Here is a 25,033-nt window from a genome sequence, read left to right on the forward strand (position 1 = left end):
CCGGACCACCCACTGGGGGCCGATCACTCCAAGGCGGATGCGGAGGCGGTCTTCTATGTTGGCTCGAACGACCCGGCCGAGCTCCAGTCCATCCGCCGGCACATCCTGCGGGACCTCCGCTCCCTGCCGATCGCGGGCGAATACATGCACCGCGACGCCTTCCGCGCCGCGCAAGTCTGGGGCAAGGACCTCTATCTCTTCATCCACGCCTTCGGCACGATCAACGTGCCGCGCGCCTTCGCGGCTAAGAGCACCTAACAAAACCGCTTGATCTGGTTGAGGCAGATCAGGGCGCATCCGAGCGTGACGAAGGCGAGGTGGATGTCGGCGCGCCGCTCGTAACGGACCGTGAGACGGCGAAAGCGGTTCAGCCAGGCCAGGGTGCGCTCGACGACCCAGCGGTGGCGGCCGAGACTGTCGCTGCGCTCGACGCCGCGGCGCGCGATGCGGGGCTTGACCGAGCGGGCGCGGCACTCGGCCCGGCAGCGGCGGTTGTCGTAAGCCTTGTCGGCGTGGAGCTTGGTCGGGCGCCGTCTCGGCCGGCCTCGCCCGTGGCGCACGCCCGGCACGGCGTCGAGCGTGGGCGCCAGCATGCGGCTGTCGTGGCGGTTGGCCCCGCTCAGCGTGACGCCGAGCGGCGTGCCGGCCCGGTCGACCACGATGTGGCGTTTGGTGCCCGGCTTGCCGCGGTCGGTCGGGTTGGGGCCGGTCTCCTCGCCCCCCTTTTGGCCGGCACGGACGCGCTGTCGAGAGAAGCCCGGCTCCAGTCCAGCGCGCCCGTGTCGTTGAGTTGCTCCAGCAACACCCGGTGCAGCCGCGCCCACACACCGGCCGCGTGCCAGTCGCGCAGCCTTCGCCAGCATGTCATGCCCGAGCAGCCGAACTGCCGCGGCAGCAACTCCCACGCCGTGCCCGAGCGCAGCACGAAGACGATGCCGGTCAGAGCGCTGCGGTCGTCACACCGCGGTCGACCACCCTTCGGCCTGGGCAGTTCCGGTGGCAGCAGGGGCGCGATGGCAGACCATAGCGCGTCGGTGACCAAGGGCTCGCTCATCGCCCTTGAACGCGCTCACGCCGGTTTTGTTAGGTGCTCTTAGAAGGCGACCGCCTTCGCTCGCAGAAGAGCCGCGCTGGCTTGAAGGCAGCGGGCAGTTTCGCCTGAGTTGACCCACCTCGACCCTACTCGGTCCGATGCCGTTCCAGCATGGTGCCGAGACGGCGCTTGGCGGTTTCGCTGCCGTAACCATGCACGACAATCCGCATGCAGGCCAAGTACAAATGCTCGAGCCGGGCGAAGGACCCGGCATCCTGTGTGATCGGTCCCGCGCTGTCGATCACGCTGACGAATTGCACTACTATGTCACGCACCGGCGCCGAGTCGACAAATTCCGCCCTTTCTTTCGCGGTCTCGATGCTGCGCAGCACGCAGGCTTCGACGCCGGACGAGAACAGCCGCAGATGCTGCCGCGCGCTGGGGCTCAGGAGCGCCGCGTCGAGCCGCATGCGCGAGATCAGGCTCCAGGGTGTTCCTTCAACGCCGCCCTGGTTGAAGCGAAGATAGCGCGTGCGGTTGTGCTCGATCGTGCGCAGGATCTTGCCGACGTAATCGTCGTCCGAGCGCCAGATGTCGATGATCTCGTGCAGCGACTGGGCCGTGTACTCGGCGATGACCTCGTCGGCCAGATTGCTCTTGTCGCCAAAATAATAGTGCACGTTGGCTCGCGTGATGGCGAGACTAGAAGCGATGTCGGCAAAGCGCAGGCCGCGGTAGCCATGCTTGATCAGCAGGTCGCGCGCTACATCCTTGATCCTGTCGCGCATGCTCCCCTGAGCGTCCACATCTGAGGGAACAGCTGAGCCTACGGCGGTCATTCTTGAGACTCCGGACGAGAATATGGCGGCATAGGCTGCCGCGGCGCTCTCTTCATGGCGTCCGTGCGGCGCACCCGCAACCGAAAACACCTTGCAATCCGCGGACGCCTGACTTACATGTCAGTCAGTAGGACGGCTGATCCCTTGCAACATCCGGGACAGCGTCCAAGGGAAGGAACGCCGGATTACCGCCTCGCGCGACGCGACCCGCCGACATGATGCGGGAGTTGAGCGCGGGGACCAGCGGCGCCTCCCGTATTGACGGAGGACAAGCCATGACGGCCGAGACTGGCAACGCCCCGCAGCCCGGCGCCGACATCCGCACCATGCCCTACCAGCTCCCCTTTCCGAAGGAGGCGAGGGCCGAGATTGTGGTGCCGAACGCGATCCCCGAAGATGATCGACTATGGGTGCCCCAGGGCGAGAACGTTTGGTTCCGCCCGCTCTGCCTGAACGTCAGTCAGGGCTATTGGATGAACCTTCTCAAGGTCCGCAAGGCGGGCGTCCTGAGCCGGCATCGCCACCCCGGCCCGGTGCACGGCTTCGTGCTCAAGGGGCGCTGGCGCTACCTGGAACACGACTGGGTCGCGACCGAAGGCAGCTACGTGTTCGAGCCGCCGGGCGAAACCCATACTCTGATAGTGCCTGAAGACGTCGAGGAAATGATCACCTACTTCCAGGTGAACGGCGTTATGTATTACGTCGATCCTTGGGGCAAGGGCGTAGGCTACGAAGACGTCTTCTCTAAAATCGACATGTGCCGCAAGCATTTCATGGACGTCGGCCTGGGCGAAGCCTTTGTCGACCAGTTCGTGCGGTGAGCGTGATGATAGCGGCAGAGGGAGGGACGCTCCGCGTCCAGGTTCATGACGCTTCGCCGGAGACCGACGATATCCGCGTGCTCGATCTTCGTGCCGACGGTGTTGAGTTGCCGCCCTTCACGCCCGGCGCCCATGTTGACCTTGTGCTGCCGGGCGGGCTCGTGCGCAGCTATTCCCTTCTCAACGCGCCCAACGAACGGCACCGTTATCTCGTCGCCGTGGCGCGGGACCGGGCGAGCCGCGGTGGCTCGACATATGTCCATGACGTGCTGATGCCTGGCATGGATATCGACCTACGGGGCCCTCGCAACACCTTTCGGCTCGACGAAACGGCGCCCCACAGCGTGCTAATCGCCGGCGGCATCGGGGTTACGCCACTGATCGCCATGGCGCACCGATTGGCCGCGCTCGATCGGCCCTGGCGTATGCACTACTGCAGCCGCAGCCGGTCCGTGGCCGGCTTCGTGCCCTTGCTGGAAGCCTTCGGCGAACGGGTCGACTTCTGGTTCGACGACTTGGCCGACGGCCAGCTGCTCGATATTGCGCAACTCGTCGCCGTGTCACCGGCGGGGAGTCACTTCTACTGCTGCGGGCCTCGTCCAATGCTGGACAGCTTCGTGGCCACGACCGCGCATCTGCCGCAAGATAGGGTCCATACCGAATCCTTCGCGCCGTCCCAGGCGGCCGCAACCGTGGGCGGCTTCGTGCTGCAACTGGCCCGCTCAGGGCTAGAACTGCCAGTGCCCTCCGGCCGTAGTATTCTCGATGTTTTGCTCGATGCTGGGATTGATGTCCCGTGTTCCTGCATGGAAGGGGTCTGCGGCACCTGCGAGACCACCGTTCTGGACGGCGTTCCGGACCACCGAGACGCCGTGCTGAGCCAAGCCGAAAAGGCGGCCAACAAGACTATGATGGTGTGCTGCTCCGGGTCGCGGTCATCGCGCTTGGTGCTGGACCTTTAAGGACACTCGTCGATGCCCAACACAAGCGTGATCGACTGCGACATCCATCCGCCGACCCCGACCATGGCGATGCTGCTGCCCTACATGGATACCTATTGGCGCGACATGGTGTCGAGCCGTGGCACCGACGGGTTGGGCCTCAACAGTTATCCGCCTGGCGCACCCATCAGCGCCCGTACGGACCGGCGCGATGCCCTGACTCTTGACCGGCTCCGTACCCAGGCACTCGAACCGTGGGGAACGCGGCTTGCCATCCTGAACCCACTCTACGGCGCCCAGGCCCTTGCCAATGCGGACCTCGCCTCGGTGTTGGCCCGCGCGGTCAATGATTGGATTGCGACTGAATGGCTCAATGCCGACAGCCGGCTGCGCGCCTCCATCGTGGTGTCGACGCAGGACATCGCACTCGCGGTCGAGGAGATCGAGCGCCGCGCTGCCGACACCCGCTTCGTCCAGGTGCTGCTGCTGGTGTCGGACGACATGCCGCTAGGCCGCCGCCGATACTGGCCGATCTTCGAGACCGCGCAGCGCCTGGGGCTGGCGGTGGGCATCCATGCCGGCTCGAACTACCACAACCCCACAACCTCCTCAGGTTGGCCGTCCTTCATCGTCGAAGAGTATGTTAGCCAATCAGCCGCCTTCCAGAGCGCGCTGTTGAGCCTCGTCGCGGAAGGCGTCTTCTCCAAGTTCCCGGAGTTGCGCGTCGTCCTGATTGAGGCGGGCTTCACCTGGCTGCCGTCCTTCCTGTGGCGCGCCAACAAGACCTGGCGCGGCCTGCGTACCGAAGTGCCTTGGGTGGACCGGCCCCCTGCCGAGATCATCCGCCAGCACATCCGCTTCACCCTGCAGCCAGCCGATGCGCCACCTGATCCGCAGCACCTTGCTCGCGTCGTTGAGCAGATGGGGTCCGACAAACTAATCCTGTTCTCGACCGATTATCCCCATTGGCAGTTCGACGGCGACGCCGCCCTGCCGGACGGCATCGGCTCGGCGCTCGCCCGCCAGATCACCACCGTTAATCCGCTCGACACCTACCCGCGCCTCAAGGAGACCGTGCAATGAACGTTTCTGTATCGGACCGCGACACCGCGAGCGCGACCCGGCTCAAGGTTATCGACTGCGACATCCATCCCGCGCTGAAGTCCCGCGCCTCGCTAGACCCTTATCTGTCAGCGCAGTGGCGCTCGCACTTCCACCAATACGGGCCCTATCTGCGCCAGCCCTTCACGGCGAGCCCCACTTATCCCAAGGCCACGCCGGCCCTGGCCCGGCGCGACGCCTGGCCGGAGAACGGCAACCCGCCGGGCTCCGACCTCGACTTCATGCGCAAGCAGCACCTCGACCCGAACGGGGTGGAATACGGCATTCTTCAGGTCTTTGCCCTCACTGGCAAGGACGAGCGCAACCCCGATTTTGCCGCCGCGCTCTGCACCGCACTCAATGAATGGCAGGTAGAGGAGTTCACGCGACCCGAGCCTCGTCTCAGGGGATCGGTTGTGATCCCGGTCGAGGATTCCGAGACCTCCGTCGCCGAGATCCGGCGTCGCGCGGGCGATGAGAACTTCGCCCAGGTGCTGATGATGACGCGCAACCGCGAACCGCTGGGCCAGCGCCGCTATTGGCCGATCTACCGGACCGCCGTCGAGGCAGGCCTGCCGATCGGCATCCATGTCGGCGGCACCAGCGCGATCCCGATGACGCCGGGCGGCTGGCCCTCCTTCTATCTCGAAGACCACCACAATCATTCGATCGGCATGCAATCCGTGCTGGCTAGCCTCATCTTCGAGGGTGTGTTCGAGGAGTTTCCCACCCTCAAAGTCATCCTGGTCGAGGGTGGTTTCGCCTGGGTGCCTCCACATGCCTGGCGCATGGACGCTCACTGGTCGCGTGGTCGAAGCGAGGTGCCGCGTGTGAAGCGGCCACCGTCCGATTATGTCCGCTCCAATGTGTGGTTCACCACCCAGCCGATGGAGGAGCCGGAGAACCGCGGCGACCTCAAGCAGACGATGGAGTGGATCGGCTACGACCGGATCCTGTTCTCGACTGATTATCCACACTGGGACTTCGACGACCCGCGCTTTGCCTTCAAGGGCACGCTGACAGGCGAACAGCAGCGATTGATTTATTCTGAGAACGCCCGCGGCGTGTTTGGACTCTGAAGACGATGGCGCGGTATGTCGTGGCGCGGCTGAGCGAGATTCCGCCTGGCGGTTCCAAGCTGGTCGACGTCGAAGGACGGCCGATCGGCATCTATAACGTCGATGGGAATTATTTCGCCCTGCTGGATCGCTGCCCGCACGAGGGCGCGAGCCTGTGCCGGGGCGACCGCATTGGGCTCGTGCAGTCGGATGGTCCTGGCCATTACAGCTACACGCGGTCGGGCGAAATGGTCCGTTGCCCGTGGCACGGTTGGGAGTTCGATATCCGCACCGGACAATCCTGGTGCGACCCGAAACGGATGCGGGTGCGGGCCTATGCGGCCGCAGTGGCGGCGGGCGAGGAGCTGATCAAGGGTCCCTACGTGGCCGAAAGCTTTCCCGTGTCGGTCGACGCGAACTACATTGTGGTGGACGTGTGATGACGGCTTTTCGGACCGACCTTTTCGCCGGGTGCACCGCGCTCGTCACAGGCGGCACGCGGGGGATCGGCGCCGGCATAGCCCAGATGCTGTGCGGGCTCGGGGCTGAGGTGGTGGCGGCAGGCCTCGGTGCCAAAGCGGCCGATCTCAGCTCGGACCTCCGCGTCGAGGAGCTCGACGTAACCCATGAGGAGGACGTATACCAGCTCATTGACGGGTTGCCGCGGCTCGACATCGTGGTGAACTGCGCCGGCATCATCGCCCGCGTGAAGGAGCACGAGCTCGACACGTTCGAGCGCGTGCTGGCCATCAATCTCACCGGCACGATGCGTCTTTGCACTCTGGCGCGGCCGAAACTGCGCGAAAGACGGGGTTGCATCGTCAACACGGCGTCCATGCTCAGCTTTTTCGGCGGCGGCCTCGTGCCTGGCTACAGTGCCAGCAAGGGTGGCGTTGCGCAGCTGACCAAGTCGCTCGCCATCGCCTATGCGCCCGATGGCATTCGGGTGAACGCAGTCGCGCCGGGCTGGATCGCCACGCCGTTGACCCAGGCGCTCCAGGACGACCCGTCGCGCGCCAAACCCATCCTCGACCGCACGCCACTCGGGCGTTGGGGCGCGCCGGACGACGTCGCCGCGGCGGTCGCCTTCCTGTGCAGCCCGGCCGCGGCCTTCATCACGGCGACGATCCTGCCGGTCGACGGAGGCTATCTGGCCGCCTGACTGCAGCCCGAGGACCAACAAACCAAGAACGAAATGGGAGGACATCATGGACGACGTCGGACGAACGACGCGCCTGAAACGGGTTCAAAGGACGGCACTGGCTCTTCTGGTCATCAGCGGGGTAGTGAGCTACGTCGACCGCGCCACGCTGTCGATCGCCAGCCCAATGATCCGCGAGGATCTCGGCCTGTCCATCGGCGAAATGGGCCTGCTGCTGTCGGCCTTCCTTTGGGCCTATGCGTTATCTCAGATCCCCACTGGCGCGCTGGTTGACCGGCTCGGCGCGCGGCGGCTACTGGCGCTAGGCCTCGCAGTCTGGTCGGGAGCGCAGATGCTGGGCGGGCTCGTGTCCGGCTTCGGCGCGTTCTTTTTCGCTCGGCTGCTACTCGGAGTCGGCGAAGCCCCACAGTTCCCGACGGGATCGCGCGTGGTGCGCGACTGGTTCAATCTCCGCCACCGCGGCGCCGCCACCGGCATCTTCATCTCGGCCTCGACGCTCGGCACGGCGCTGGCAGCTCCGCTGCTGACGACCTTTATGGGCTGGTTCGGCTGGCGGGGGATGTTCCTGATCATGGGAGTCTTCGGCTTCGCGATCGCGCTTCTCTGGTACGGGCTGTACCGCAACCCCGCCGAGATCGCCCTGTCAGCAGCGGAGGACCATTACCTGTCTGAGGGCGACCCTACGTCTGCAGGCGGTAGCGTGACGCTGCACCAATGGCGGCGCCTTTTCAGCTTCGGCACTACCTGGGGCATGATCCTCGGCAGCTTCGGCGGTATCTACGTCATCTGGATATTCACGGCTTGGCTGCCGACCTACCTTGAGATGGAACGGCACTACAGCATCAAGCAGACCGGCTGGGCGGCGGCGATACCGTTCTTCTGCGGCGTGCTCGGAAGCCTCAGCGGGGGCTGGGTCGCGGACCGTTTGCAGCGGGGCGGCCTGTCTCCGGTCGATGCGAGGCGCTATCCCGTGGCGGTCGCCATGGTGGGCATGGCGCTCTGCGTCGTGCTGGCCGCCGAGTCTCAGGATCGCACGGCCGCCATCGCTTTCATCTCGGCAACGCTGTTCCTTTCCTACGTGGCCATCGCCAATCAGTGGTCAATGGTGACGGTGGTGGCGCCCAAAAACGCTACGGGATCGCTCGGCGCCATCCAAAACTTCGGCGGCTACATCGGCGGCGCGCTGGCTCCCACGGTCACAGGCTTCATCGTACAGGGTGCTGGCAGTTTCGCTCCGGCGCTGTGGGTCGGAGCCGGCATCACACTGACAGGCGGTCTCGCCTATTTCATCCTGGCGAGGGCGCCCATCGAAGCTGACCTCGCGGCCGATATCCGGCAGGCTCAGTCCTCTGCTCCCGGGCAGCCGCATGCGCCGATGCTGAGTGTGGACGGGCGCTGAAGCAAGGCGCTGCTGAAGCGCCTATGCAGATAGGTCCGATGAGGCGATCTGGTCTGATCGGATCGCATTAGAGCTGCTGCCGCTCGCCTTGGCTCGTGGCTCCAGCTCTAACCTCCTGCTTCTACAAGCAGGTTCACGCGGTCAGGTGACTTCGCCTGATCGCAGTCTGCTCTAATACGGCGGAATCAATCTTGATGAAGCGTCCCGCAGACTCGTCGGCCTGGACGGGCCTGATCCTCGCCCCTTGAAGTGGTCCGCCCTGAGGTATGGCTTTTGAGCCTGGGAGGACGGACGATATGGCGAAGCGGCACAGGCCCGAGGAGATCATCACCAAGCTGCGTCAGGTTGACGTGCTGGTGTCGCAGGGGTCGAGCGTTGCGGACGCGGTCCGCAGCGTCGCTGTGACGGAGGTCACGTACTACCGTTGGCGGCAGGAGTACGGCGGGCTGAAGTCGGACCAGGTCAAGCGGATGAAGGATCTGGAGACCGAGAACAACCGGCTTCGCAAGGCGATCGCGGATCTGACGCTCGACAAGCTCATCTTGCAGGAGGCGTCCCGGGGAAACTTCTGAGCCCCGCGCGCCGTCGTCTGTGCGTCGGCCATGTTTGTGACGTGTTGGCTGTTTCCGAGCGCCGGGCCTGCCGCGCGCTCGGCCAGCATCGGTCGACGCACAGGAAGGTGCCGCGGGGCCGGGACGACGAGGAGGCCCTCACGGCCGATCTCGTCGAGTTGGCGCGACAGTATGGCCGCTACGGTTATCGCAAGATCTCGGCCCTGCTCCGCGGGGCCGGGTGGGTGGTCAACGACAAGCGCGTCGAGCGGATCTGGCGGCAGGAAGGGCTCAAGGTGCCGGCGCGCCAGCCCAAGCGCGGTCGTTTGTGGCTGAACGACGGCTCGTGCATCCGTCTGCGGCCGGAGCGCCGCAATCACGTCTGGGCCTATGACTTCGTCGAGGACCGCACGCATGACGGACGCAAGCTTCGCATGTTGAACGTCGTCGACGAGTACACGCACGAATGCCTGTCGATCCGAGTCAGCCGCAAGCTGAAAGCGACTGACGTCATCGACGTGCTGTCCGACCTGTTCATCCTGCGCGGTGTGCCGGAGCACATCCGCTCCGACAACGAGCCGGAGTTCATCGCCGCGGCCGTACGAGATTGGATCAAGGCGGTCGGCGCGAAGACCGCCTACATCATGCCCGGTTCACCCTGGGGGAACGGTTCTGTCGAAAGCTTCAACGCCCGCTTCCGGGACGAGCTGCTCAACGGGGAGATCTTCCCCTCGCTCCGTGAAGCCGAGATCATCATCGAGAGCTGGCGACGACATCACAATGCGATCAGGCCTCATGCCTCGCTCGGATATCGGCCGCCGGCCCCGGAGGTGGTGGTGCCCACCTACGCCGCTTGGCCGGCTGCGCTAACCCGACCTGCTTCGCCGGCCAAGCTGCCCGTGGCGGAACGGCCCACGGCGCACTAACATTCACACCGGACCACCCAATGGGGGCCGATCAATCGTGGTGCACCTGTGCACCTACGCGCCGACCGGGGCGCTCGTGGCGGCCCCGACGACATCGCTGCCCGAGCGCGTGCCCGGCACCTACAACTACGACTACCGCTACTGCTGGATCCGCGATGGGTCGCTCACGGTCAGCCTGCTGGCGCAGCTCGGCGACGCTCGGCCCGTGTCGCGCTTCCTCGACTTCGTGGCAGCCCGTCTCCGGCCCGAGACGGACGACAAATCGAAGCTGCCGCTCCAGGTGCTCTACCGCATCGACGGGGGCGCCAAGACGTCGAAGGACGAGCGGTCCGACATCTCAGGCTACCGCGACTGCCAGCCGGTGCAGATGGGTAACGCCGTCTACCAGATGCACGAGATCGACGGCTTCGGCTTCCTCGCCGACTGCATCCACGGCTTCGTCGAGGCCGGGGGCGCGTTGGAGGACCGGCACTGGGAGGTGATGCGACGCCTGGCCGACTTCATCGCCCAGAACTGGGCCGAGAAGGACGCCGGCACCTGGGAACTGATGCCCTCGCAGGACTTCACCGCCACCAAGGTGATGAATTGGGTGGCGCTCGACCGAGCGATCGCGGTGGCGGAACGGACCGGCCGTCAGGCGCCGGCCCGGTGGGCGCAGTCGCGCGACCGGGTCCGCGCAGACGTGCTGGAGCACGGCTGGAGCGAGAAGGCCGGCGCCTTCCGCCAGCGCTACGGCAGCGACGCCCTGGACGGCACCGCCCTGCTGATCCCGCTGATGGGCTTCCTGCCGCCCGACGACCCGAAGGTGCGGGCCACGGTGGAGCGCGTCGAAAAGGTGCTGAAGCTTAACGGCCTCGTCCACCGCTTCGTCCCGGAGGAGACGCCCGGCCGCCCGGATCAGCCCATGGGCGACCGCGAGGGCGCGTTCCTAATGTGCACCATGTGGCTCGCGGAGGCGTGGCAGATGTTGGGCGAGCCCGAGAAGGCGAAGCGGGCGCTGGAGCACGCCGAGGCCTGCCGCGGCACGAACCGGCTGTTCTCCGAAGCCGGCGACGCACGCCAGTCGCCAAGTCTGCTCGGCAACATGCCCCTGCTCTTCACCGAGGCGGCCTATGCGCGCGCCGCCATGGCCGTCGGGTAAGGGACCTGCCTTTCTCGACTTCTCCGTGGGAAATGAGATGGGACGGCCAAGGAGGGACATCTTCGAACTTCGTCGTCGATGGGGTCGGCTCCGGGAAGATCTGGACGTTCGCGTGCCAGGTCCGGCGGGGTGTGCCGGTAAAGGGTCCTGCAGCGAATGAGCGAGACAGGGCACGAGAATAATCCGTAGCCCGATCGTCCGCTTCAGAGCACGGCGATATGCACGCGGAGCGGCAAGGTTGGGTCGACACCCGCCGGACAGCGGAAGTGGGTGGGGAGCAGTCAGTCCGCTATCGCACGACAGAGGTGTGACTACGGACGTTCGATGGAGCCCATGCCCGAGGTCGCTCTGTATGTCCAGCACGCTACCAGCCGCCCCAAAGCGCTCGGCGGGCGTGCGATGGTCCGCCGGCCGTCGCGGGAGCCAAGGCGGGTACGAGCGCGTCAGTCTCGAGAAGGTGCTTGGGAAGCGCGCGGGTCGACGTCGGTGTCGGCCTTCAGATGACGATGGCAGACTGGGAGGTTCGCCGCTCCCGTCAGCTTCTGGCGTTCTCAGGCCTGCATAGCATCGGCGACGAGGCTCACCGTGAGGCGCCTCGCCCGAGGTCCTGGCTTCCGGCGTAGGACCTCACCGCATGTGGACCCTCACGGCCGACGCGATCTCCGCCAGCGCTTTCTCGAGGACGGGATCGCCCAAGGTCAGGTGGTCGGCGAAGGCGTCCGCGAACGCATACAAGTCGAGTCGCGCCTTCATCTCGGGGCTCGTCTCGATCAGGGCCAAAGTCACTCCTCGAATCGACAGATAGACCTCGCGCGTCGCCCCCCCCTGCTGACTGGGCGCGGGGAGGACGCATGCCACCCCGTCACTCCAGTGCGGCGCCAGGAAGTCTAAAAGGGCCGCCTCCGGGTCGGCGTAGCCCAGAACTCCGAAGAGCCCGACACCGTGAAGCAGCTTCCGCGGCCCCGACGCGACGCGGCGGATCGGGCGTCCCAGGAGGATCAGGTCGGCCATGGGCGACACGGGCCCGGTTTCCTCTTCCGTCATCGGGACGTCCTCGCAGAGCCGTCCGAGGCGGCGTTCGGCAAAGGGCGTGCCGCCCAGCCCGACGAGCACGCCGATTGCGGCGCCGGCGACCAGCGCATCCTCCGTCGCAGCCGTCAGCTCCCCACGCGGGAGCTTCCGTCGACGGTCGTCGACGATGACGGCGAGAGCGTCCGCGACCGCCTTGGTCGCCTGCCGATCGAACGTCCCGGCGTCGACCCGGACGGCGACGCGAACCATGGCCTTTCCGGCCTGGCGGTGGACCGCGGCGACGGCTGCATCGTCGCGCTCGTCCAAGCCGCGGAATAACGTGTCGAGGAGACGTTCCGTCCAGGACCCGTGATGCATTTTTTGACTATATTCCATGCAATTTTCCTTCGATGCTATTTACGGTTCCACGATATTTCCACTTCGACCAGGGTCGACAGCCGCGAGTAGGACAGCATCGCTTCCGTCGCTCGGGCCAAGAGCGCCCCTTGCCTCGTCGGCTGCGCGGGTCCGACGGGCGCTCCTCCTCGAAGACGGCGGATTGCGGCCAGGGGCTGCTGGCTCTCCACGGGCATCTCGTAGCCTTCCGCTACCCGCGAGGCGGGCAGGACGCCTCCCGCCCGGGAGCCTCACCAGAGCAGGTCGGGCAGCGCCTCCACCCGCGTCGCCGGGAGCTGCGCCCGCACCTTGGCGGCGGTCGCCGCGTCCTTGCAGACCACCGCCGCTGCCAGAGAGGTCGGCACGGGTCCCCATACGAGCGCGCCTGCGTCGTAGCGGAACACCTCCTCGGGATCCTCGGCGGCGGCGCGCAGGTTCCGGGTCCGGATCCGCGCCCACGCGGCCGTACCGAGCAGGTCGCGGTCACCGCTGAAGTTCGCCTCGGCGCGGGTGCACATCCGATCGACGTATACAGTCGGTCGCCCGAGGGCACGGAGCGCCTCGTGGGAGATGCAGACGGCCACGACGTCGCGACGCTCGACCCGTGCCGCGCCCGGGTGCGCGGTGACGGAGGCGAACGCGGGCCGGGTGCATGGCGTCACGTCGAAAACCACGAACTCCCCCACCCGGCCCGTCCAGGGGACTGGCAGGGGCTGTGCCGCCCGACGCGAGTTGAAGCGATCGATGCCGATCGCGACGAGGTCGCGACCCGCGACCGTCTCCCCGAACGGCCACAGGTAATTTTCGCGCATCATAGCGATGGCAGCCTCAACGTGCAGGCATAGGTAGAGGATCGACGCGTCTGGGTTGATTTCCTTGTAGGATTTTGGAATGTCGAGCATGGCGATCACGAGCGCTGGTCGGCCACGAGGGCGACGCGAGGGGCTGTTGGGAGCGCGAGCGGACGGGGCTATGGCACTAGGGCGATGGCGTGCTGCCTCTCGCGAAGGCGCTTGCCGGCTAGGCGTCCTGAACTGAAGCTGCCCCAGACGGCATCTGGTCGTCAAGTGCTACCATCTCCTATGACTCTTTTGAGTGACCGAACGTCCGCAATGGGCGCCAAGCCGGCATGCGCCCGGCGCCATGTCGGGCCAGTTGTTGAAGGCGGGTAGATCGGGGAACCGCCGTCGCGCGATCGAGGCGCAGGGTTGATCGGCCACGCGAACGCCGGTGAGCGGCGGCCGGGGTGACAGACCGGCGAGGCACCAGTGCCGACCTTGCCGCCTGGAGTGCCAGCGGCTCAATGCATCAGGAACTCGCCGCCCAGCGGTACGGCACCCGCAGACGGGGCCGCGGTCGTCCCCTCCGTCACGGGCCACATGCTGGTCACGACGGCCGCGGCTGACCCGACGTCGATCTAGCGCCGGTCAATCCTCGTCACCGCCAAAGGCCGGGGCGCCGCCGCTTCGTCGCCGGACTGACCGACGCGTTGTTCACCGCGCGGGAGCCGCGAGAACCGGGGCCTGCCGCCACACGGCCGTGCACCGGCGGCTGGACAGCCGAGGCCGCCTCCGCCACTCCCTGTGAGGACGCGATCATCCACCTCGTAACGCTAGACGCACCGCTCAGATGGGCGCGATCCGTGGGGTGCAGGGCCTCCACGAGGTGCCGCGCTCGGCTGTCGACGCCCACCGTCGGCTACTCGGCCTCTACCCAGCATTCAGGCCGTCGCTGGACCGCCCTACACTGCGAATCCGTGTACATCCCTCTGATGGACACGCCCCGGTCGATGCACCCTGGACCTACCGAGGAGTCGCAGGGATCGACGCGGAAGCTCTCGCGGCCTCAGCGGCCCGGCGCTCCCGGTGACCATCGGGCCAGCAGGGCTCCAGTCGATGGTCCATCGACGCCCGCCGCCTCAGCGCCGCGCAAGCGGCCCGCACGACCCGCTCCTGGACCGCGATCCGCCCCACGGCGGCGCACCCTCGCGCAGTCGCCAAGTCGACGTCACCGATCGATGGCCGTTGTCTTGGCTCCGGCGTCCAATCGCCGAAAGCGGAAGCCGACGCGCGCTCCGCTATTGCCCACACCAATCCACCATCGTCAAGTTCTGCGTTGACGCGCTCACAAATATTGACGATGACTTTCAGCATCTGCGGGAAGAGAGTCTGCTGGTCGATGAGCCCATCGCGATGCAGGTCTCTGATTATGTCTTCAATGTACTTGCGATCGGCGTTGAACACATACGCCTCTCCGTCGGCCAATCGTCGCATTCGACTTAGTCGGAATTGATGGGCAAGCTGAAGACGCCTATGGCTGCGAAGCATCTGACAAGCCTCCCTTGGCGAGGTCGGCTGCGAGCCGCCGAGCTGCCGCTACGTTCGGTTGGAATTGCGGTCGCAGTGGTCCCGCCGCCAGCATGGATCGGCGCATGACTTCCCAGAGCACGGTGTAGAAGCTTCTCTCAATCAGGAGATGGTACACGGCCGCAGCGTGCGTCGCGATCTGGGCGTCGCGACGGCCCTGGTATGATTTCCCGTTCAAGAGCGTGGCGGCGAGCTCCAGGCCGAGCCTTCGACCGGGATCAATGAGCCGATTGATCTCCGCATCGAAGAACTCCACGAGCTCTCGCTCGAATGCATCCAGTAGTCCGCACGAGTGCTCATCCAGAAGGCCGGCCTGCTCGGCCTCGGCTAGATCGACGCGGAGCTCAGGCACCACTCGCTCCAGCCTGGATTTCTCGCACGAATGCGTAGCTAGATCGGCTCGTCTGCGGCGCGCGGCCTCTCGGTCCGCCACCCGGCGATAGGAGTTCCTTATCTGATCCATCGTGGGCTCGCGTTCTGCGATTCGTGGAAGCTCAGTGTAGGGGGATACACCGTCTGTCGTCCTGCGAAAGTCGGCACCTCGCAATCGAGTGCCGTTCACGCGACAAGACCCACCCCTGCGCACCGGCGTCGCGATCGAGGCAGATGGGCGTCCTCTCGACAGAGGATCGGCTCCGCGACTTGGACGAGTTCGCGCGATCGCCGGCCATTCCCGCAAACGAGGGTCGATCCCGGGGTGGGATGGCGTACCCGCAACCCTGCGCCGCTTTCCCGACCCGGTGCCGGTCTCGCAACTGAGACCTGTCCTCACGATCCTTGTCAGTCCTCCCGACCGACGGTCGTCCACGTGATGGAAGGTGGCACCTGCGGTGCAGAGCCGTTCTCGCGATGCACGCCTGTTCCCGCGACGCACGCCCGTTCACGAAATGCAGGGTCGTTCCCGCGACGCACGCCTGTTCACGAAATGCAGGGTCGTTCCCGCGACGATAGGACGTCCACGGGATCGTGCAGCGATTCCCCGCACATCCCTCTCTGGAAGCGCCACCCGGCCTCTTCCAGAGAGCCTCGCGAGGTGATCCGCTCAGTCCAACAGGGAATCGCCGTCCAACGCGGAGTGAAGCCCAGGTTCACGGGACGAATTCGTCGGCATGGGCGCCGACGCCGTCCAAGCTCGCTGGACCAGCCGACGGATAGGCTTCCAGCTCCTTGTTCTGCCGTGACATTCTCTCATCCCGGCACTTCACAGCTGGCCTCAGCCACGCGGCCCGCCAATGACGCCAAAGAGTTCGACATCCACGATGTCATCGGCATATGGCCTCCTATCGAGGCGCAGGTTTCTGAAGGCACGATACCTCATCTCGGGATGCAGGCCGGGGCGGCCAGCATCCTCGAGATGAGGTCATAGCCAGGGGGATCCATGTCGCTGGTGGCTTAGGATGGCCGAAACCAGAAGCGGCCTTCGGCCCCGACCGAGCGCCATCGCGAGCGATGTCGCGCCGCCCACCGGGCGTCTGCGGTCGAGGTACCCGCCGCCAGCGGGTACGAGGGCGTCGGACGCTGCCGACGGCACGCGCCAAATGAACACGCGCGAGGAAGAACCAGAGACGCGGCGCAACAAAGCGAAAGCGTGATCAAGCCGCGAACCAAGGTACGGGGAACGTGGCAACCAATGGCGGTGCTCGCGGCACGGCACGCGGTCATGCCAGCTCGGGGGTGGTGTCGTCGAATGCATAGGACGGCCTGAACCGAGCGAACTCGTGGAAGACCTGCCTCGGCAGGCGAGGTGAGGTGACGGTGAAGGGCAGAGGTGTCGCGTGGTGGGCAAGGGTCGGGATGGCCTGAGACCCCATCGGGAGCGAGACATGCAGGACGAAGACTACAGCGCGGCCAACCAAGGCAGCCGCGAGGACGACCAGACTATCGGAATTTTGGATGAGATGCCGGGGCTGCATCTCATGAGCCGCTGCGATCTCGAGGCGGCGGTCGGCGGCATGTCAGTGGATGGCGACTGGGAGGATGCGGGTGCGACATCGCGTGAGGACGCCGAGCGCAAACGTGCGCTCGCGCGATTTCTCGACGATCCCGATCTGACTTGGCGGCGGCATGTCATCGCTGATGACGCCCTTGTAGCTCGTCTCGCCCGCCTCGCCGGCGAGGCCCCGAATATGGCCCGGGCCGTCGAGGTCGTGCGTCGTGCCGCGGTGGTATCGCGCCACGCACGACGGCCGCTGCGCGTGCCTCCCATCGTCCTCGTCGGCCCACCAGGCTGCGGCAAAACGAGGTATGCCAGCTTGCTGTCTAAAGCTCTCGGCGTGACCTCGACGACAGTCGTAGGCAGCACGATAACCGACATGGGAAAGATAATCGGCTATCACCCAAGCTGGAAAGGCGCCGGACCGGGGCTCGTCGCCAAATCTTTACTAGCATGCCCAACAACTTCTCCGATTGTAATTTTCGACGAAGCTGAGAAGATCCAGGCGATCGACAGCCTGCCATCTCCGCTCGACACCCTCCTGACCGCGCTGGAGCCCGACACGGCCTGCAGTTACCAGGACGGTTACTATGAACTGCCGATGTACGCGGCAGGCATCGTGTGGATCTTCTGCGTCAACGACCTACATGGCCTTTCCGCCCCTCTGCTTGACCGCTGCGTAGTGGTGGAGGTCGCAGCGCTGTCTGGGGCGGAGCGGCATCGGACCCTCGACGATCTCGCTGCCGATATCCTGCTCGACCACAGTGTGGTCCCGGCCGGGCTCGACGAGGACGCTCTGGCGGTGCTGGACGGCGTGGGGCTACGCCGCGCTCGAACGCTCATCGTGTCCGCCCTCGCAGGCGCGCTCGAGGCCGGCCGCGACACCCTCACGGCCGAGGACCTCCGCGCCGCCGCGGCCCTGCTCGGCGGCGGGGCGCCCCGCCTCCGGCAACAAGCCGGTTTCGTCCACTTCTGAAGCGGCACGGGGAAGCCCAGCGGCTCCAAGCAGCGCGGTGTTGCCGCGCCGAGCGCGCGGGCGGCTCTCGGCGGCGGACGGAGCAGCTGAGTCAGTGGCGGCTTCGAGCAGACAGCATGGGGGACGAGGAGCGTACCCCCCAACGGGAGATACAACGATGGATAATGACATACCAGCCGAACGTCGGTGGCGCTATGCCAATGCCGCGGCGGAGGAGAGCCGAACGGCGGACCTACTGACCACAGCCAAGACCGCCGCAGCCGATGCAAGGCTGCTGCTCGCCACCGGCGAGGTACGACTCGCAGGCGGCGCCACCACGGTGATGATACGGGCCATGCTCCTGCACGCGGCGACTCCGGCCGGCAGCGAAAGTACGCCGGCCGAGGTCGATATTCGGATCAAGAGGCGGAGCGCCAAGACACTGGAGCTCGCCGGAGCATCGCTCGCGGCCGCCATGGTGCGCGCCGCAGCCGCCGAGGACGCTGCAGCGATGGGGAGCCTGTCGGTGCGCGCGCCTCGGGAGGACGCACCGTGACCGCGGGCGCCACGAGCCACCGCCGAAACTCGCCTTCCTCGGACGAACGCGCGTCGCAGCGGGCTGCGTCGGCGCCCGCGTCGCTGGCGGAGCAGATCGACCGCATCGCTCACGATCTCGCGGCCCACCGTTGGCTTACGGCCAGGGCCGACGCACTCGCCCACGGTGCTGCGCTGGCCGCGGCACAGGGCGCGCTCGCCCTCGCGACTGCATCACTGTGCTCACCCAGAGAGCGCAACCTGCGCCGCACGGCCCTCGACGCGGCCTTGCCCGCTCTGGACCGGGCGGGCCTCGCCCACGTCGCCGACCTCGTCGCTGCCGCCCTCGCGCTGGAGCAGCATACGATTACACTGACGCACACGTGCAGTGAGCTGCAATGAGCCGGGACGAGCCGATAGGGGGCGACGGTCCGAGCGTCGCCGACCGAGACCGTTACGCGGCCGCCCTCGAAGCTGCGGCCGATCCGGAACTTACCTTTAACTCCATCCACACGGACTTCAAGCGCCTGGAAGCCGCGGTCTGTGCCGGCGAGCTTGCCGCTATAGCGCTCGCAGCCCGCGACCTCGAGTTGCACTCCCTTCAGCTCTGTGTCGCCCCGGCCGTGTCGGCTGCGGCGGCGGACAACCGGCGGCGGGTCGCCATCATCATCTCCGGCTGGGCTTGGCCTCGCCGGCCCGCGCTGGCCGCGAGCCTCGAGCTGAATACGAAGCAGGAGGCGCGGCGCTGGGGCGGCCCGGTCGCGGGTGAGGCGTGAGGCGGTCCGACAGGCTCCGCGCGCATGTGGCTGATGCGAGCCACGCGACGCGCAATCCGCCGGGCGACACGGGTTGAGAGCCGCAGCAGCGACGGCAGCTAGGTCGGCGGAGCCGAGGGATGATGGATCGAGGGCGCGAGGGGGCGGGCCCCGATGGGAAAGACGGGAGGAGACAAGCATGGAACATAAGATGAACATGACCGAACCAAGGCTGAGCGGGGCGGCCGCCGCGGCGGTGGCGCTGCTGGCGGGGCTCGGCGCCGCGGAGCGGCGCGCAGCGCTGGAGGCGCTCGGCATGACCGAGGCTCGCCGCATCTGGACGCCGAGGGCGCCGGGCGAGCTGCCGACCCTGACGGCACTCGCGGCAGGGCGCGACCAAGACGCGGTGTACGGGTCGGCCGCTTGGGCCGCGTCGTATCGTCGGGAGCGAACCGTGGTCGTCTACGTACTGCAGGCGCCTGGGCTCGGCGCGCTGTCGGCGAGCCTCGGAGGCCTCAGTTTGGCCAAGGTCGGCACCGCTGCGATTGAGAACCTCGCGCAACGCGTCGCTGAGCTCGGGCGGTGCGGGTACGGCGCCTGGGTGCGCGGTCCGCGTCGCTACGAGCGCGAGGCCGGGTTCGATTTATTCGTCCCGCCGCCACGGTTGCAACTCGCGCCGCAGCACCCGGCCAGCCCGTTGCGCCTCTGCCTGCATGGGATCGAGGTGGACCTGCCGTCCGCTCTGTCACCCGAGCAGTTCGAGGCGGCGCTCAACCGTGCGCTGCTACCGCTTCGGCTGCAAACCGTGGCCGGTACGGAGGCTGGGCACGCGGTCTGCGCCCGCGCCGGCGTCGATACCGCGACCCTGCACCGCTTTTACCGGCATGGCCCGCGGATCAAGGCGGCGACTGAGATTGCCCTCCTTCGGCCCCAGGCCGACATCGGTGCCCTCGCCCGGCTCTGTGCCGATATCGTGATCGATACCGTGATGGGGCTGTTGCAGAAGCGACCCCTCCGGTGAGCGCGGTCGATGAGCGCATCGAGCAGGCGGGGCAAGGACCCGCGCCGGCGTCTCGTGCAGCGCCGAAGCGGACCGACAGCATGGCTTCGTCAAGCCCAGATCCGGATGCCGCGATCCCGCTCGGACATCTGCTGCAGCGTGCGTCTCACGCCGTGGCGGTCGGCCTGCCGGACGCTGTCTGGGTCGTGGCGGCCGTCGCGGCGGTCAAGCCGGCGCGCGGCGGCCACTCCGTCGAGGTCGTCGAGCCGGACGTGTCCCGAGCCGTGGCGGGCCTGCTGAGGACCTATCTGCCGGACGGCGTGATCGAGAAACTGCGGCGGGGCACCGAACTGCCGATCGCCGCCGCGGACCTCGTCGGCATGACGATCGTCGTCCGCGTCGCGGTCGAACTGCATCCGCGGTGGGGGCTGTCGGGGCGCATCCTCACCCTCGGGCCTGGGCTCGAGGAGTCTTTGGCCAAGCGGGCGCTGGACGCCACGGTCGCCCGACTTCGGCGCGATGGCCTGTTCGACCGTCAGCGACTGCTGCCGGCGCCGCGCGACGTGACACGCGTGACGGTGGTGCATCCGCCCGCCGCGGCAGGGTGGGCCGACATCGCCCGGGAGCTCTCGCGCTGGATGGAGATTGGGCTCATCACGATGCGGTCCATACCGGTCCCTTTCGAGGGACAGGGGGCCGCAGCCGGGATCGCGGCCGCAGTTGCACGCGCCACGGCGGCCGTCGATGGCGCGAAGCCCGATCTCGTGCTGCTGTGCCGAGGCGGGGGGGCGGCTGCATCGTTGGGCTCGCTGGACGACGAGGCACTGGCTCGGGCCATCGCCACCGCTCCCGTGCCGGTCGTCACCGGTCTTGGACACGCATCGGACGGAAAGACGCTGGCCGACATGGTCTCGGCGCATCCCGTGGACACGCCGAGCAAGGCCCTATCCCTGGTTCGGGACCTGATTGTCACTCCAGCGCGGCGAGCACGGGCCGACCATGCCGCGATCCTGGCGGCCGTGTCGACCGCCGTCGAACGTCCTGCGCCGAGGCTCGCGGCGCTGGAACGGCTCGCCACGGCCGAAGCGCTGCGGCAGGTCGAGGCGACGTCGCAACGGCTCGATCGCTGCTGGGGCGCGGTGCGCGAGGCGGCCGAAGGTACCCGCGGGCGGCTGACCCGCGTCGACGACGGTCTCGACCGCATGGCGGCCGAGATTATGAGGACGTCGCCGTCGCTCGTCGCCCGGACGGCGTCGGAGCTTGCCACGCTGATGGAGGCGATCCGGGCCCGTGCCCGACGGCTTGGCGAGGGGGCGGACGACGGCGCCCGTCATATCGCCGTCGCGGCGGGTCGGGCGGCGTCGCTCGTCGACACGGCGGACGTCGAAGTTGCGACACTCGCCAGGACGGCCGGGATGGCGGCCGCCGCCCATCTCGATCGCCTCGTCGCAGAGCTGGACGGGCTCGCCCGATCGGTGCGCGAGCGCGGCCAGCAGCACGTCACCCGGGCCGACGACGGAGCTGCCGTTCTCGGCGGCATCGAGGCCTCTGTCGCCGGAACGCTCCGCGCTCAGGATGGCGCCGTCGCGCGGCTGCGCGAGACGATCGAGACCGCCGTCGACCGGCATGTCGATGCGGCCGGGGCTGCCCTGGACCATGCCCTGGCGACGCTCGACGGCGCCGACCCGGTCCGGGTCCTGCGCCTCGGCTACGCGCTGGTGATGGACGGCCAGGGCCGTGTTGTCACCTCGGTCGCGGCCGCCCAGGCGGCCTCGACCCTGATCCTCACCTTCGCGGACGGCACGATCGCCGTCCGACCCACCCAACCCTGACCCAGCAACGGAGAACCACCATGAAGCCCAACGCTCCCGCCAGCACCGAAACCTACGCGAGCGCGTATACCCGCCTCGCCTCCATCGCCGAAAAGCTCAGGAGCACCGGCGCCACGGCCAACCTCGACAGCATCGTCGACGACCTTCGGGCCGCCCGCGCCGCTCATGCCATCTGTAAGGCGCGGCTCGACGCCATCCGCCGCGAGGTCGACGCCGAGGTCGAAGCTGCCGGCGAGGTCGCGCAGTGACGGACACCGACGTCGTCGAGCTGCCGCGGCGGACGAAGCCGCTGTTCCGCCGCAGCCTTGGCGCTTGCACCCGGTCCATCGCCGGTCAGGCGGCACCTGCCATGCCCCGTCTCGCCCTGGTCGTGTCGACGCCGCCGCCAGCGGTGGCGCAGATGCCGCCGTGTGCGTGCCCGCGACCGCTTTCGCGTCGTGGGAGGACCATGCCGTCGAGGTGTGCGCCGATCGGGAAGCGAAATGGCTGCTCACCTTGAGCATGCAGGTCCGGCATCTCGACGAGGCCCGAGCAGACCTGCTCCACGCTGCGGCTTCGGCTCTCGTCGCTGCCGCCATCGACGGTGTCGACAACGTAGGGAGGCACGATGACCTGACGTTCTGAGCGGCTCGGTCCAAGCACGGCGGTAGACGGATGGAGCTGAGTGAATGGGGCGGAGGCGTAATCCCTGCGGGCGCCAGAGCGGCTCGGCGACGCCGTGCACGTCACGGGCGGGGCCGATGGGATCCGCCTGGAGTGGCGAACACTGCACATCGACGGTGCGGGGAGGGCGGAGAGACGACCGGGTGTGTGGGTCGGGATGGACCGACCCCGGGGTAGAAAAGGAAGGAAGACATGCACGACACGATGCAGACGTCCAACGCCATGGTTGCCGACCTCGTGCGCGCCTTCTTCGGCGTCGAGCCCGCCACCATGGCGTCGCTGGCCCACGGTGACACGGTGGTCCGCACCCGCTATGAGCCGGAAGACGGTCCGACGACCGAACCGCTTGACGGCGTGGAGGTTCTGCTGCGACGCGCGGTCGCCCTGTGCTGGAAGCTTCGCGATCATCATGGCGCCGTGATGCTCGTCACGGAACGGCAGGCGGCGGCCGCGGGCTGGCCATGCGCGGCCCTCGCCAACCGATGCGTTCTGTTCGCGTGGACGTTGTCCCTGACCATGCGGGTAGATCCGGCATCGCCGCTTCTGCTCGAGCCGGACGAGCGGGCCGGCGACGCCATGGTGCCGCTCATCCGCTTCGGCGACGGGCTGCCGGCACTGGGCGAGTTGCTGATCCCGTACTACTCGCGCCCGTCGGTCGACCATGACGCACGGGAGAGGGCCGCCGACGCGCGCCAACACGCTCCCGTCATCACAGGGCTCCGCATCGCCGCGGTGCAGGAGCTGTTCACAAGGTGGTTCAGCATCGATGCCAACGCCGACGCGGCGAACCTCGCCTGCAACGTCTTCGGCCTGCGGATGACGGGTCCGGACGCGCGTGCGGTCCACGCCTGCATCTGGATCGTCACCGCCACCTTGGAGCTTGGGGCCGACATGAAAGCGGAGGCCGTGCGCGCCGTGCGCCTGAGGACCGAGTACGACGCATGGCTGGCAGGGGATCCCGGCGCCACCGCGGCGAATTTGGCGGTGCTCCTCGGGCTTGCTATCTCGAACGGTGGCGGTCACCTCCCGCGTCTGTTGCCGCCCGCGGACGGCTACGCGGCGGCCACCGACGAGGCGTGCCGGCTTGCCCGCCACAGGCGCGAGCGTGAGGGCGGCGGAGGCGAGGTGGGCCGCGTCGAAATACTTGAGCTCGAAGACATCGCGGCACGGGGGTACGTTCATGTCGGTCGGATCGCTGCGAGCCGCGTGGCATGGCGACAGGTCCGAGGCGACGCTTGAACCGCGTTCGGTTTCACCGGAGCGCGGCGCAGACGATCTTGCGCCGCGCTTCAGTGATCCTGCAAAAGGGACCGGTTCGGCCCGGTGCTGACCCTGAGCGGACGTTTAGGAGGTCCGCTTCGGAGCAGGCTGGCTGGCTCGTCTCGGCGAGCCCAGCGACTGATGGATCTCAGGGTCGAGCGGTCGCACGCCGGTCAGTCGGACACTGAATCGTCAGCGGCCGAAGGTCGGCAACAACGCGGCGGGAAAGAAGGGGTTGGCGTAAAGGTTGAGGGCGCGGGCCTTGGCGGAGATTAGCGCCCGGAGGTCCGCGTGCCGTGCCAGCACCGAGCGCAGATCGTAACCTTCCATGAGGAGGATGCATTTGGCCGGGTTTTGCTTCAGCAGCTCGGGGACATGTTCCGACCATCCGTTCATGGCGAGGAACAATCCCATCGTCTGTCGACCGGAGCGGCCTATCTGGCCGTACAGACCATCGAGGTCGCGGACATCCGCGAGCTTGGAGCGCCAGCGGCATTCGACGAGGTAGTGCCATCCGCCGAACTCGAAGGCGCCGTCGATCTGCTCACCGCCTTCGTTGCGTTGAAACGATCCCGTGACCGGGATGGCGTGGAGCCTGAAGAGTCGATCGAGGAGGTCCTGCAGCAGATAGCCCCGCCGGTGCGGATCGCCGTTCGTCGAGGCATCGTCGAACATGGCGAGCAGCAGATCACTTTCCCGGCGTAGGATGGCGGTAGCCTCTCGCTTACGGTCGTCCTCCGCGACCGCGGCGCGTTGCTCGCGCATCCTTGCTCGGTTCGCGTCGGCATCTGCGAGCGATCCCGCCAACTCGCGGGCTTTCTGCACGGTCGCCCGAGCCCTGTATTCATCGGCTGCGAGATGAAATTCTGTCCACTCGGCGGCGTTGACGATAAGGCTTCGCACGACGGGGGCGTCGTGGCCCGATCGTGCGAGCTCGTCGAGGATCATGATCCCACCCTCTCGCTTGGTGAGCTTTTTGTTTGTGGACGCGTCGCGGTCGAGGAGAAAGCGGCGCACCAGGGTTTCGTCCACGCCCGCTTTCCGGAGGATCTGCGTAGCCGCTGCGGCCTTGATGTCGACCAACGTGGCTATGACTTCGATCGCGAGACGGCGCGCCTCGTCATCGCGCGCGCCGTCCGATCCGTCCCCTGCGGCCCCGGTCACCTTTTCTTAGTGCCTTTGCCCGTGCCGCCATGCGGCGCCTGGGCTAGCGCCGAGCCGGCGACCGTCTTCTCGGCCTTCGTCGATTTGGAGCTGCCCAGTTCCTTGCCGGCGTTCGAAGCCGGCTTCTTGCCCGTCGTCATATCCGTCACCTCTGCGCCTGCGGGATGCAATGCGCGGCAACATGCTACGCCG

The 25,033-nt window shown here is 67.2% G+C and carries 26 protein-coding genes; 19 read left to right on the forward strand and 7 right to left on the reverse strand.

Features of this window, described 5'->3' with window-relative positions:
• Positions 1-12 precede the first annotated feature (12 nt).
• A complete protein-coding gene (locus tag L7N97_RS29945) occupies positions 13-258 on the forward strand; it encodes a hypothetical protein (RefSeq protein WP_255722347.1) in 246 nt (81 codons plus the stop codon).
• Here L7N97_RS29945 and L7N97_RS24170 read toward each other — a convergent pair.
• Together L7N97_RS24170 and L7N97_RS24175 are read right to left on the reverse strand one after the other, a co-directional pair.
• Positions 255-1,054 (reverse strand): IS5 family transposase gene (locus L7N97_RS24170; RefSeq protein ID WP_237480778.1). Its coding sequence is split into 2 segments (ribosomal slippage): positions 255-727 and positions 727-1,054, totalling 801 coding nucleotides; the frame shifts between segments, so codons are not numbered across the junction. The two genes, L7N97_RS29945 and L7N97_RS24170, sit on opposite strands and share 4 nt — an antisense overlap.
• Positions 1,055-1,179: 125 nt before the next feature.
• Positions 1,180-1,821, reverse strand: a complete 642-nt coding sequence (locus L7N97_RS24175) for a TetR/AcrR family transcriptional regulator (RefSeq protein WP_237480779.1) — start codon at positions 1,819-1,821, stop codon at positions 1,180-1,182.
• Positions 1,822-2,147: 326 nt separating this feature from the next.
• Between L7N97_RS24175 and L7N97_RS24180 the strand changes: the two genes are divergently transcribed.
• The 9 genes from L7N97_RS24180 to L7N97_RS24220 all read left to right on the forward strand — a co-directional run bounded on the left by L7N97_RS24180 (position 2,148) and on the right by L7N97_RS24220 (position 10,972).
• Complete coding sequence (locus L7N97_RS24180) at positions 2,148-2,693, forward strand: 2,4'-dihydroxyacetophenone dioxygenase family protein (protein ID WP_237480780.1); 546 nt, start codon at positions 2,148-2,150, stop codon at positions 2,691-2,693.
• Between the two features lie 5 nt (positions 2,694-2,698).
• Positions 2,699-3,655: a PDR/VanB family oxidoreductase gene (locus L7N97_RS24185; protein ID WP_237480781.1), complete on the forward strand. Its 957-nt coding sequence runs from the start codon at positions 2,699-2,701 to the stop codon at positions 3,653-3,655.
• A 12-nt stretch (positions 3,656-3,667) separates the two neighbouring features.
• The gene (locus L7N97_RS24190; protein WP_237480782.1) at positions 3,668-4,717 is read left to right on the forward strand and encodes an amidohydrolase family protein; all 1,050 of its coding nucleotides are present in this window, start codon (positions 3,668-3,670) and stop codon (positions 4,715-4,717) included.
• Entirely contained in the window at positions 4,714-5,814 is a 1,101-nt protein-coding gene (locus tag L7N97_RS24195) for an amidohydrolase family protein (protein ID WP_237480783.1), read from the forward strand. Before L7N97_RS24190 ends, L7N97_RS24195 begins: the two co-directional genes overlap by 4 nt.
• A gap of 5 nt (positions 5,815-5,819) precedes the next feature.
• Positions 5,820-6,233 (forward strand): Rieske (2Fe-2S) protein, encoded by a 414-nt coding sequence (locus tag L7N97_RS24200; protein ID WP_237480784.1) that lies wholly within the window; start codon positions 5,820-5,822, stop codon positions 6,231-6,233.
• Entirely contained in the window at positions 6,233-6,955 is a 723-nt protein-coding gene (locus L7N97_RS24205) for an SDR family NAD(P)-dependent oxidoreductase (protein WP_237480785.1), read from the forward strand. The genes L7N97_RS24200 and L7N97_RS24205 overlap by 1 nt, the downstream gene beginning before the upstream one ends.
• A 46-nt stretch (positions 6,956-7,001) precedes the next feature.
• A complete protein-coding gene (locus L7N97_RS24210; RefSeq protein ID WP_237480786.1) occupies positions 7,002-8,354 on the forward strand; it encodes an MFS transporter in 1,353 nt (450 codons plus the stop codon).
• A gap of 296 nt (positions 8,355-8,650) precedes the next feature.
• A protein-coding gene (locus L7N97_RS24215) for an IS3 family transposase (RefSeq protein WP_237480787.1) occupies positions 8,651-9,831 on the forward strand; the annotation gives its coding sequence in 2 pieces (ribosomal slippage) (positions 8,651-8,912 and positions 8,912-9,831; 1,182 coding nt in all).
• Positions 9,832-9,868: 37 nt separating this feature from the next.
• Positions 9,869-10,972 carry a glycoside hydrolase family 15 protein gene (locus L7N97_RS24220; protein WP_237480788.1) on the forward strand — a complete coding sequence of 368 codons (1,104 nt, stop codon included), beginning with the start codon at positions 9,869-9,871 and terminating at the stop codon, positions 10,970-10,972.
• A gap of 627 nt (positions 10,973-11,599) precedes the next feature.
• Here the strand turns inward: L7N97_RS24220 and L7N97_RS24225 are convergent.
• From L7N97_RS24225 to L7N97_RS24235, 3 genes are all read right to left on the reverse strand, one after another.
• Positions 11,600-12,379, reverse strand: coding sequence for a hypothetical protein (locus tag L7N97_RS24225; RefSeq protein WP_237480789.1), 780 nt, complete (start codon positions 12,377-12,379; stop codon positions 11,600-11,602).
• Positions 12,380-12,630: 251 nt separating this feature from the next.
• Complete coding sequence (locus tag L7N97_RS24230) at positions 12,631-13,281, reverse strand: DarT ssDNA thymidine ADP-ribosyltransferase family protein (RefSeq protein WP_237482378.1); 651 nt, start codon at positions 13,279-13,281, stop codon at positions 12,631-12,633.
• 1,408 nt (positions 13,282-14,689) lie between these two features.
• On the reverse strand, positions 14,690-15,097 hold the full coding sequence (locus L7N97_RS24235; protein WP_237480790.1) for a hypothetical protein: 408 nt from the start codon (positions 15,095-15,097) through the stop codon (positions 14,690-14,692).
• A 1,471-nt stretch (positions 15,098-16,568) separates the two neighbouring features.
• Between L7N97_RS24235 and L7N97_RS24240 the strand changes: the two genes are divergently transcribed.
• From L7N97_RS24240 to L7N97_RS24280, 9 genes are all read left to right on the forward strand, one after another.
• The gene (locus L7N97_RS24240) at positions 16,569-17,654 is read left to right on the forward strand and encodes an AAA family ATPase (protein ID WP_237480791.1); all 1,086 of its coding nucleotides are present in this window, start codon (positions 16,569-16,571) and stop codon (positions 17,652-17,654) included.
• A 157-nt stretch (positions 17,655-17,811) separates the two neighbouring features.
• On the forward strand, positions 17,812-18,189 hold the full coding sequence (locus L7N97_RS24245) for a hypothetical protein (protein WP_237480792.1): 378 nt from the start codon (positions 17,812-17,814) through the stop codon (positions 18,187-18,189).
• Positions 18,186-18,569: a hypothetical protein gene (locus tag L7N97_RS24250; RefSeq protein ID WP_237480793.1), complete on the forward strand. Its 384-nt coding sequence runs from the start codon at positions 18,186-18,188 to the stop codon at positions 18,567-18,569. Before L7N97_RS24245 ends, L7N97_RS24250 begins: the two co-directional genes overlap by 4 nt.
• Positions 18,566-18,943, forward strand: a complete 378-nt coding sequence (locus L7N97_RS24255; protein ID WP_237480794.1) for a hypothetical protein — start codon at positions 18,566-18,568, stop codon at positions 18,941-18,943. Before L7N97_RS24250 ends, L7N97_RS24255 begins: the two co-directional genes overlap by 4 nt.
• A gap of 178 nt (positions 18,944-19,121) precedes the next feature.
• Complete coding sequence (locus tag L7N97_RS24260; protein WP_237480795.1) at positions 19,122-19,943, forward strand: hypothetical protein; 822 nt, start codon at positions 19,122-19,124, stop codon at positions 19,941-19,943.
• Entirely contained in the window at positions 19,940-21,754 is a 1,815-nt protein-coding gene (locus L7N97_RS24265) for an exodeoxyribonuclease VII large subunit (protein WP_237480796.1), read from the forward strand. Before L7N97_RS24260 ends, L7N97_RS24265 begins: the two co-directional genes overlap by 4 nt.
• Positions 21,755-21,774: 20 nt before the next feature.
• Positions 21,775-22,002 carry a hypothetical protein gene (locus L7N97_RS24270; protein ID WP_237480797.1) on the forward strand — a complete coding sequence of 76 codons (228 nt, stop codon included), beginning with the start codon at positions 21,775-21,777 and terminating at the stop codon, positions 22,000-22,002.
• A 166-nt stretch (positions 22,003-22,168) separates the two neighbouring features.
• Positions 22,169-22,378: a hypothetical protein gene (locus tag L7N97_RS24275; RefSeq protein ID WP_237480798.1), complete on the forward strand. Its 210-nt coding sequence runs from the start codon at positions 22,169-22,171 to the stop codon at positions 22,376-22,378.
• A gap of 231 nt (positions 22,379-22,609) precedes the next feature.
• Entirely contained in the window at positions 22,610-23,656 is a 1,047-nt protein-coding gene (locus tag L7N97_RS24280; protein ID WP_237480799.1) for a hypothetical protein, read from the forward strand.
• A 213-nt stretch (positions 23,657-23,869) separates the two neighbouring features.
• On the opposite strand, the gene L7N97_RS24285 is transcribed toward L7N97_RS24280, so the two are convergent.
• Positions 23,870-24,841 (reverse strand): hypothetical protein, encoded by a 972-nt coding sequence (locus tag L7N97_RS24285; protein ID WP_237480800.1) that lies wholly within the window; start codon positions 24,839-24,841, stop codon positions 23,870-23,872.
• On the reverse strand, positions 24,838-24,981 hold the full coding sequence (locus L7N97_RS24290) for a hypothetical protein (protein WP_237480801.1): 144 nt from the start codon (positions 24,979-24,981) through the stop codon (positions 24,838-24,840). Before L7N97_RS24290 ends, L7N97_RS24285 begins: the two co-directional genes overlap by 4 nt.
• Positions 24,982-25,033: the final 52 nt, after the last annotated feature.

This window comes from Lichenibacterium dinghuense (assembly GCF_021730615.1).
In the GTDB taxonomy this organism is placed as follows: Bacteria; Pseudomonadota; Alphaproteobacteria; order Rhizobiales; family Beijerinckiaceae; genus Lichenihabitans; species Lichenihabitans dinghuensis.

Coding starts and splice junctions, on each gene's coding strand:
- L7N97_RS24255 (WP_237480794.1), top strand. CDS start 18,566: ATGAGCCGGGACGAGCCGATAGGGGGCGACGGTCCGAGCGTCGCCGAC.
- L7N97_RS24290 (WP_237480801.1), bottom strand. CDS start 24,981: ATGACGACGGGCAAGAAGCCGGCTTCGAACGCCGGCAAGGAACTGGGC.
- L7N97_RS24185 (WP_237480781.1), top strand. CDS start 2,699: ATGATAGCGGCAGAGGGAGGGACGCTCCGCGTCCAGGTTCATGACGCT.
- L7N97_RS24200 (WP_237480784.1), top strand. CDS start 5,820: ATGGCGCGGTATGTCGTGGCGCGGCTGAGCGAGATTCCGCCTGGCGGT.
- L7N97_RS24270 (WP_237480797.1), top strand. CDS start 21,775: ATGAAGCCCAACGCTCCCGCCAGCACCGAAACCTACGCGAGCGCGTAT.
- L7N97_RS24230 (WP_237482378.1), bottom strand. CDS start 13,281: ATGCTCGACATTCCAAAATCCTACAAGGAAATCAACCCAGACGCGTCG.
- L7N97_RS24245 (WP_237480792.1), top strand. CDS start 17,812: ATGGATAATGACATACCAGCCGAACGTCGGTGGCGCTATGCCAATGCC.
- L7N97_RS24225 (WP_237480789.1), bottom strand. CDS start 12,379: ATGGAATATAGTCAAAAAATGCATCACGGGTCCTGGACGGAACGTCTC.
- L7N97_RS24205 (WP_237480785.1), top strand. CDS start 6,233: ATGACGGCTTTTCGGACCGACCTTTTCGCCGGGTGCACCGCGCTCGTC.
- L7N97_RS24180 (WP_237480780.1), top strand. CDS start 2,148: ATGACGGCCGAGACTGGCAACGCCCCGCAGCCCGGCGCCGACATCCGC.
- L7N97_RS24210 (WP_237480786.1), top strand. CDS start 7,002: ATGGACGACGTCGGACGAACGACGCGCCTGAAACGGGTTCAAAGGACG.
- L7N97_RS24280 (WP_237480799.1), top strand. CDS start 22,610: ATGCACGACACGATGCAGACGTCCAACGCCATGGTTGCCGACCTCGTG.
- L7N97_RS24240 (WP_237480791.1), top strand. CDS start 16,569: ATGCAGGACGAAGACTACAGCGCGGCCAACCAAGGCAGCCGCGAGGAC.
- L7N97_RS24175 (WP_237480779.1), bottom strand. CDS start 1,821: ATGCGCGACAGGATCAAGGATGTAGCGCGCGACCTGCTGATCAAGCAT.
- L7N97_RS24195 (WP_237480783.1), top strand. CDS start 4,714: ATGAACGTTTCTGTATCGGACCGCGACACCGCGAGCGCGACCCGGCTC.
- L7N97_RS24260 (WP_237480795.1), top strand. CDS start 19,122: ATGGAACATAAGATGAACATGACCGAACCAAGGCTGAGCGGGGCGGCC.
- L7N97_RS24190 (WP_237480782.1), top strand. CDS start 3,668: ATGCCCAACACAAGCGTGATCGACTGCGACATCCATCCGCCGACCCCG.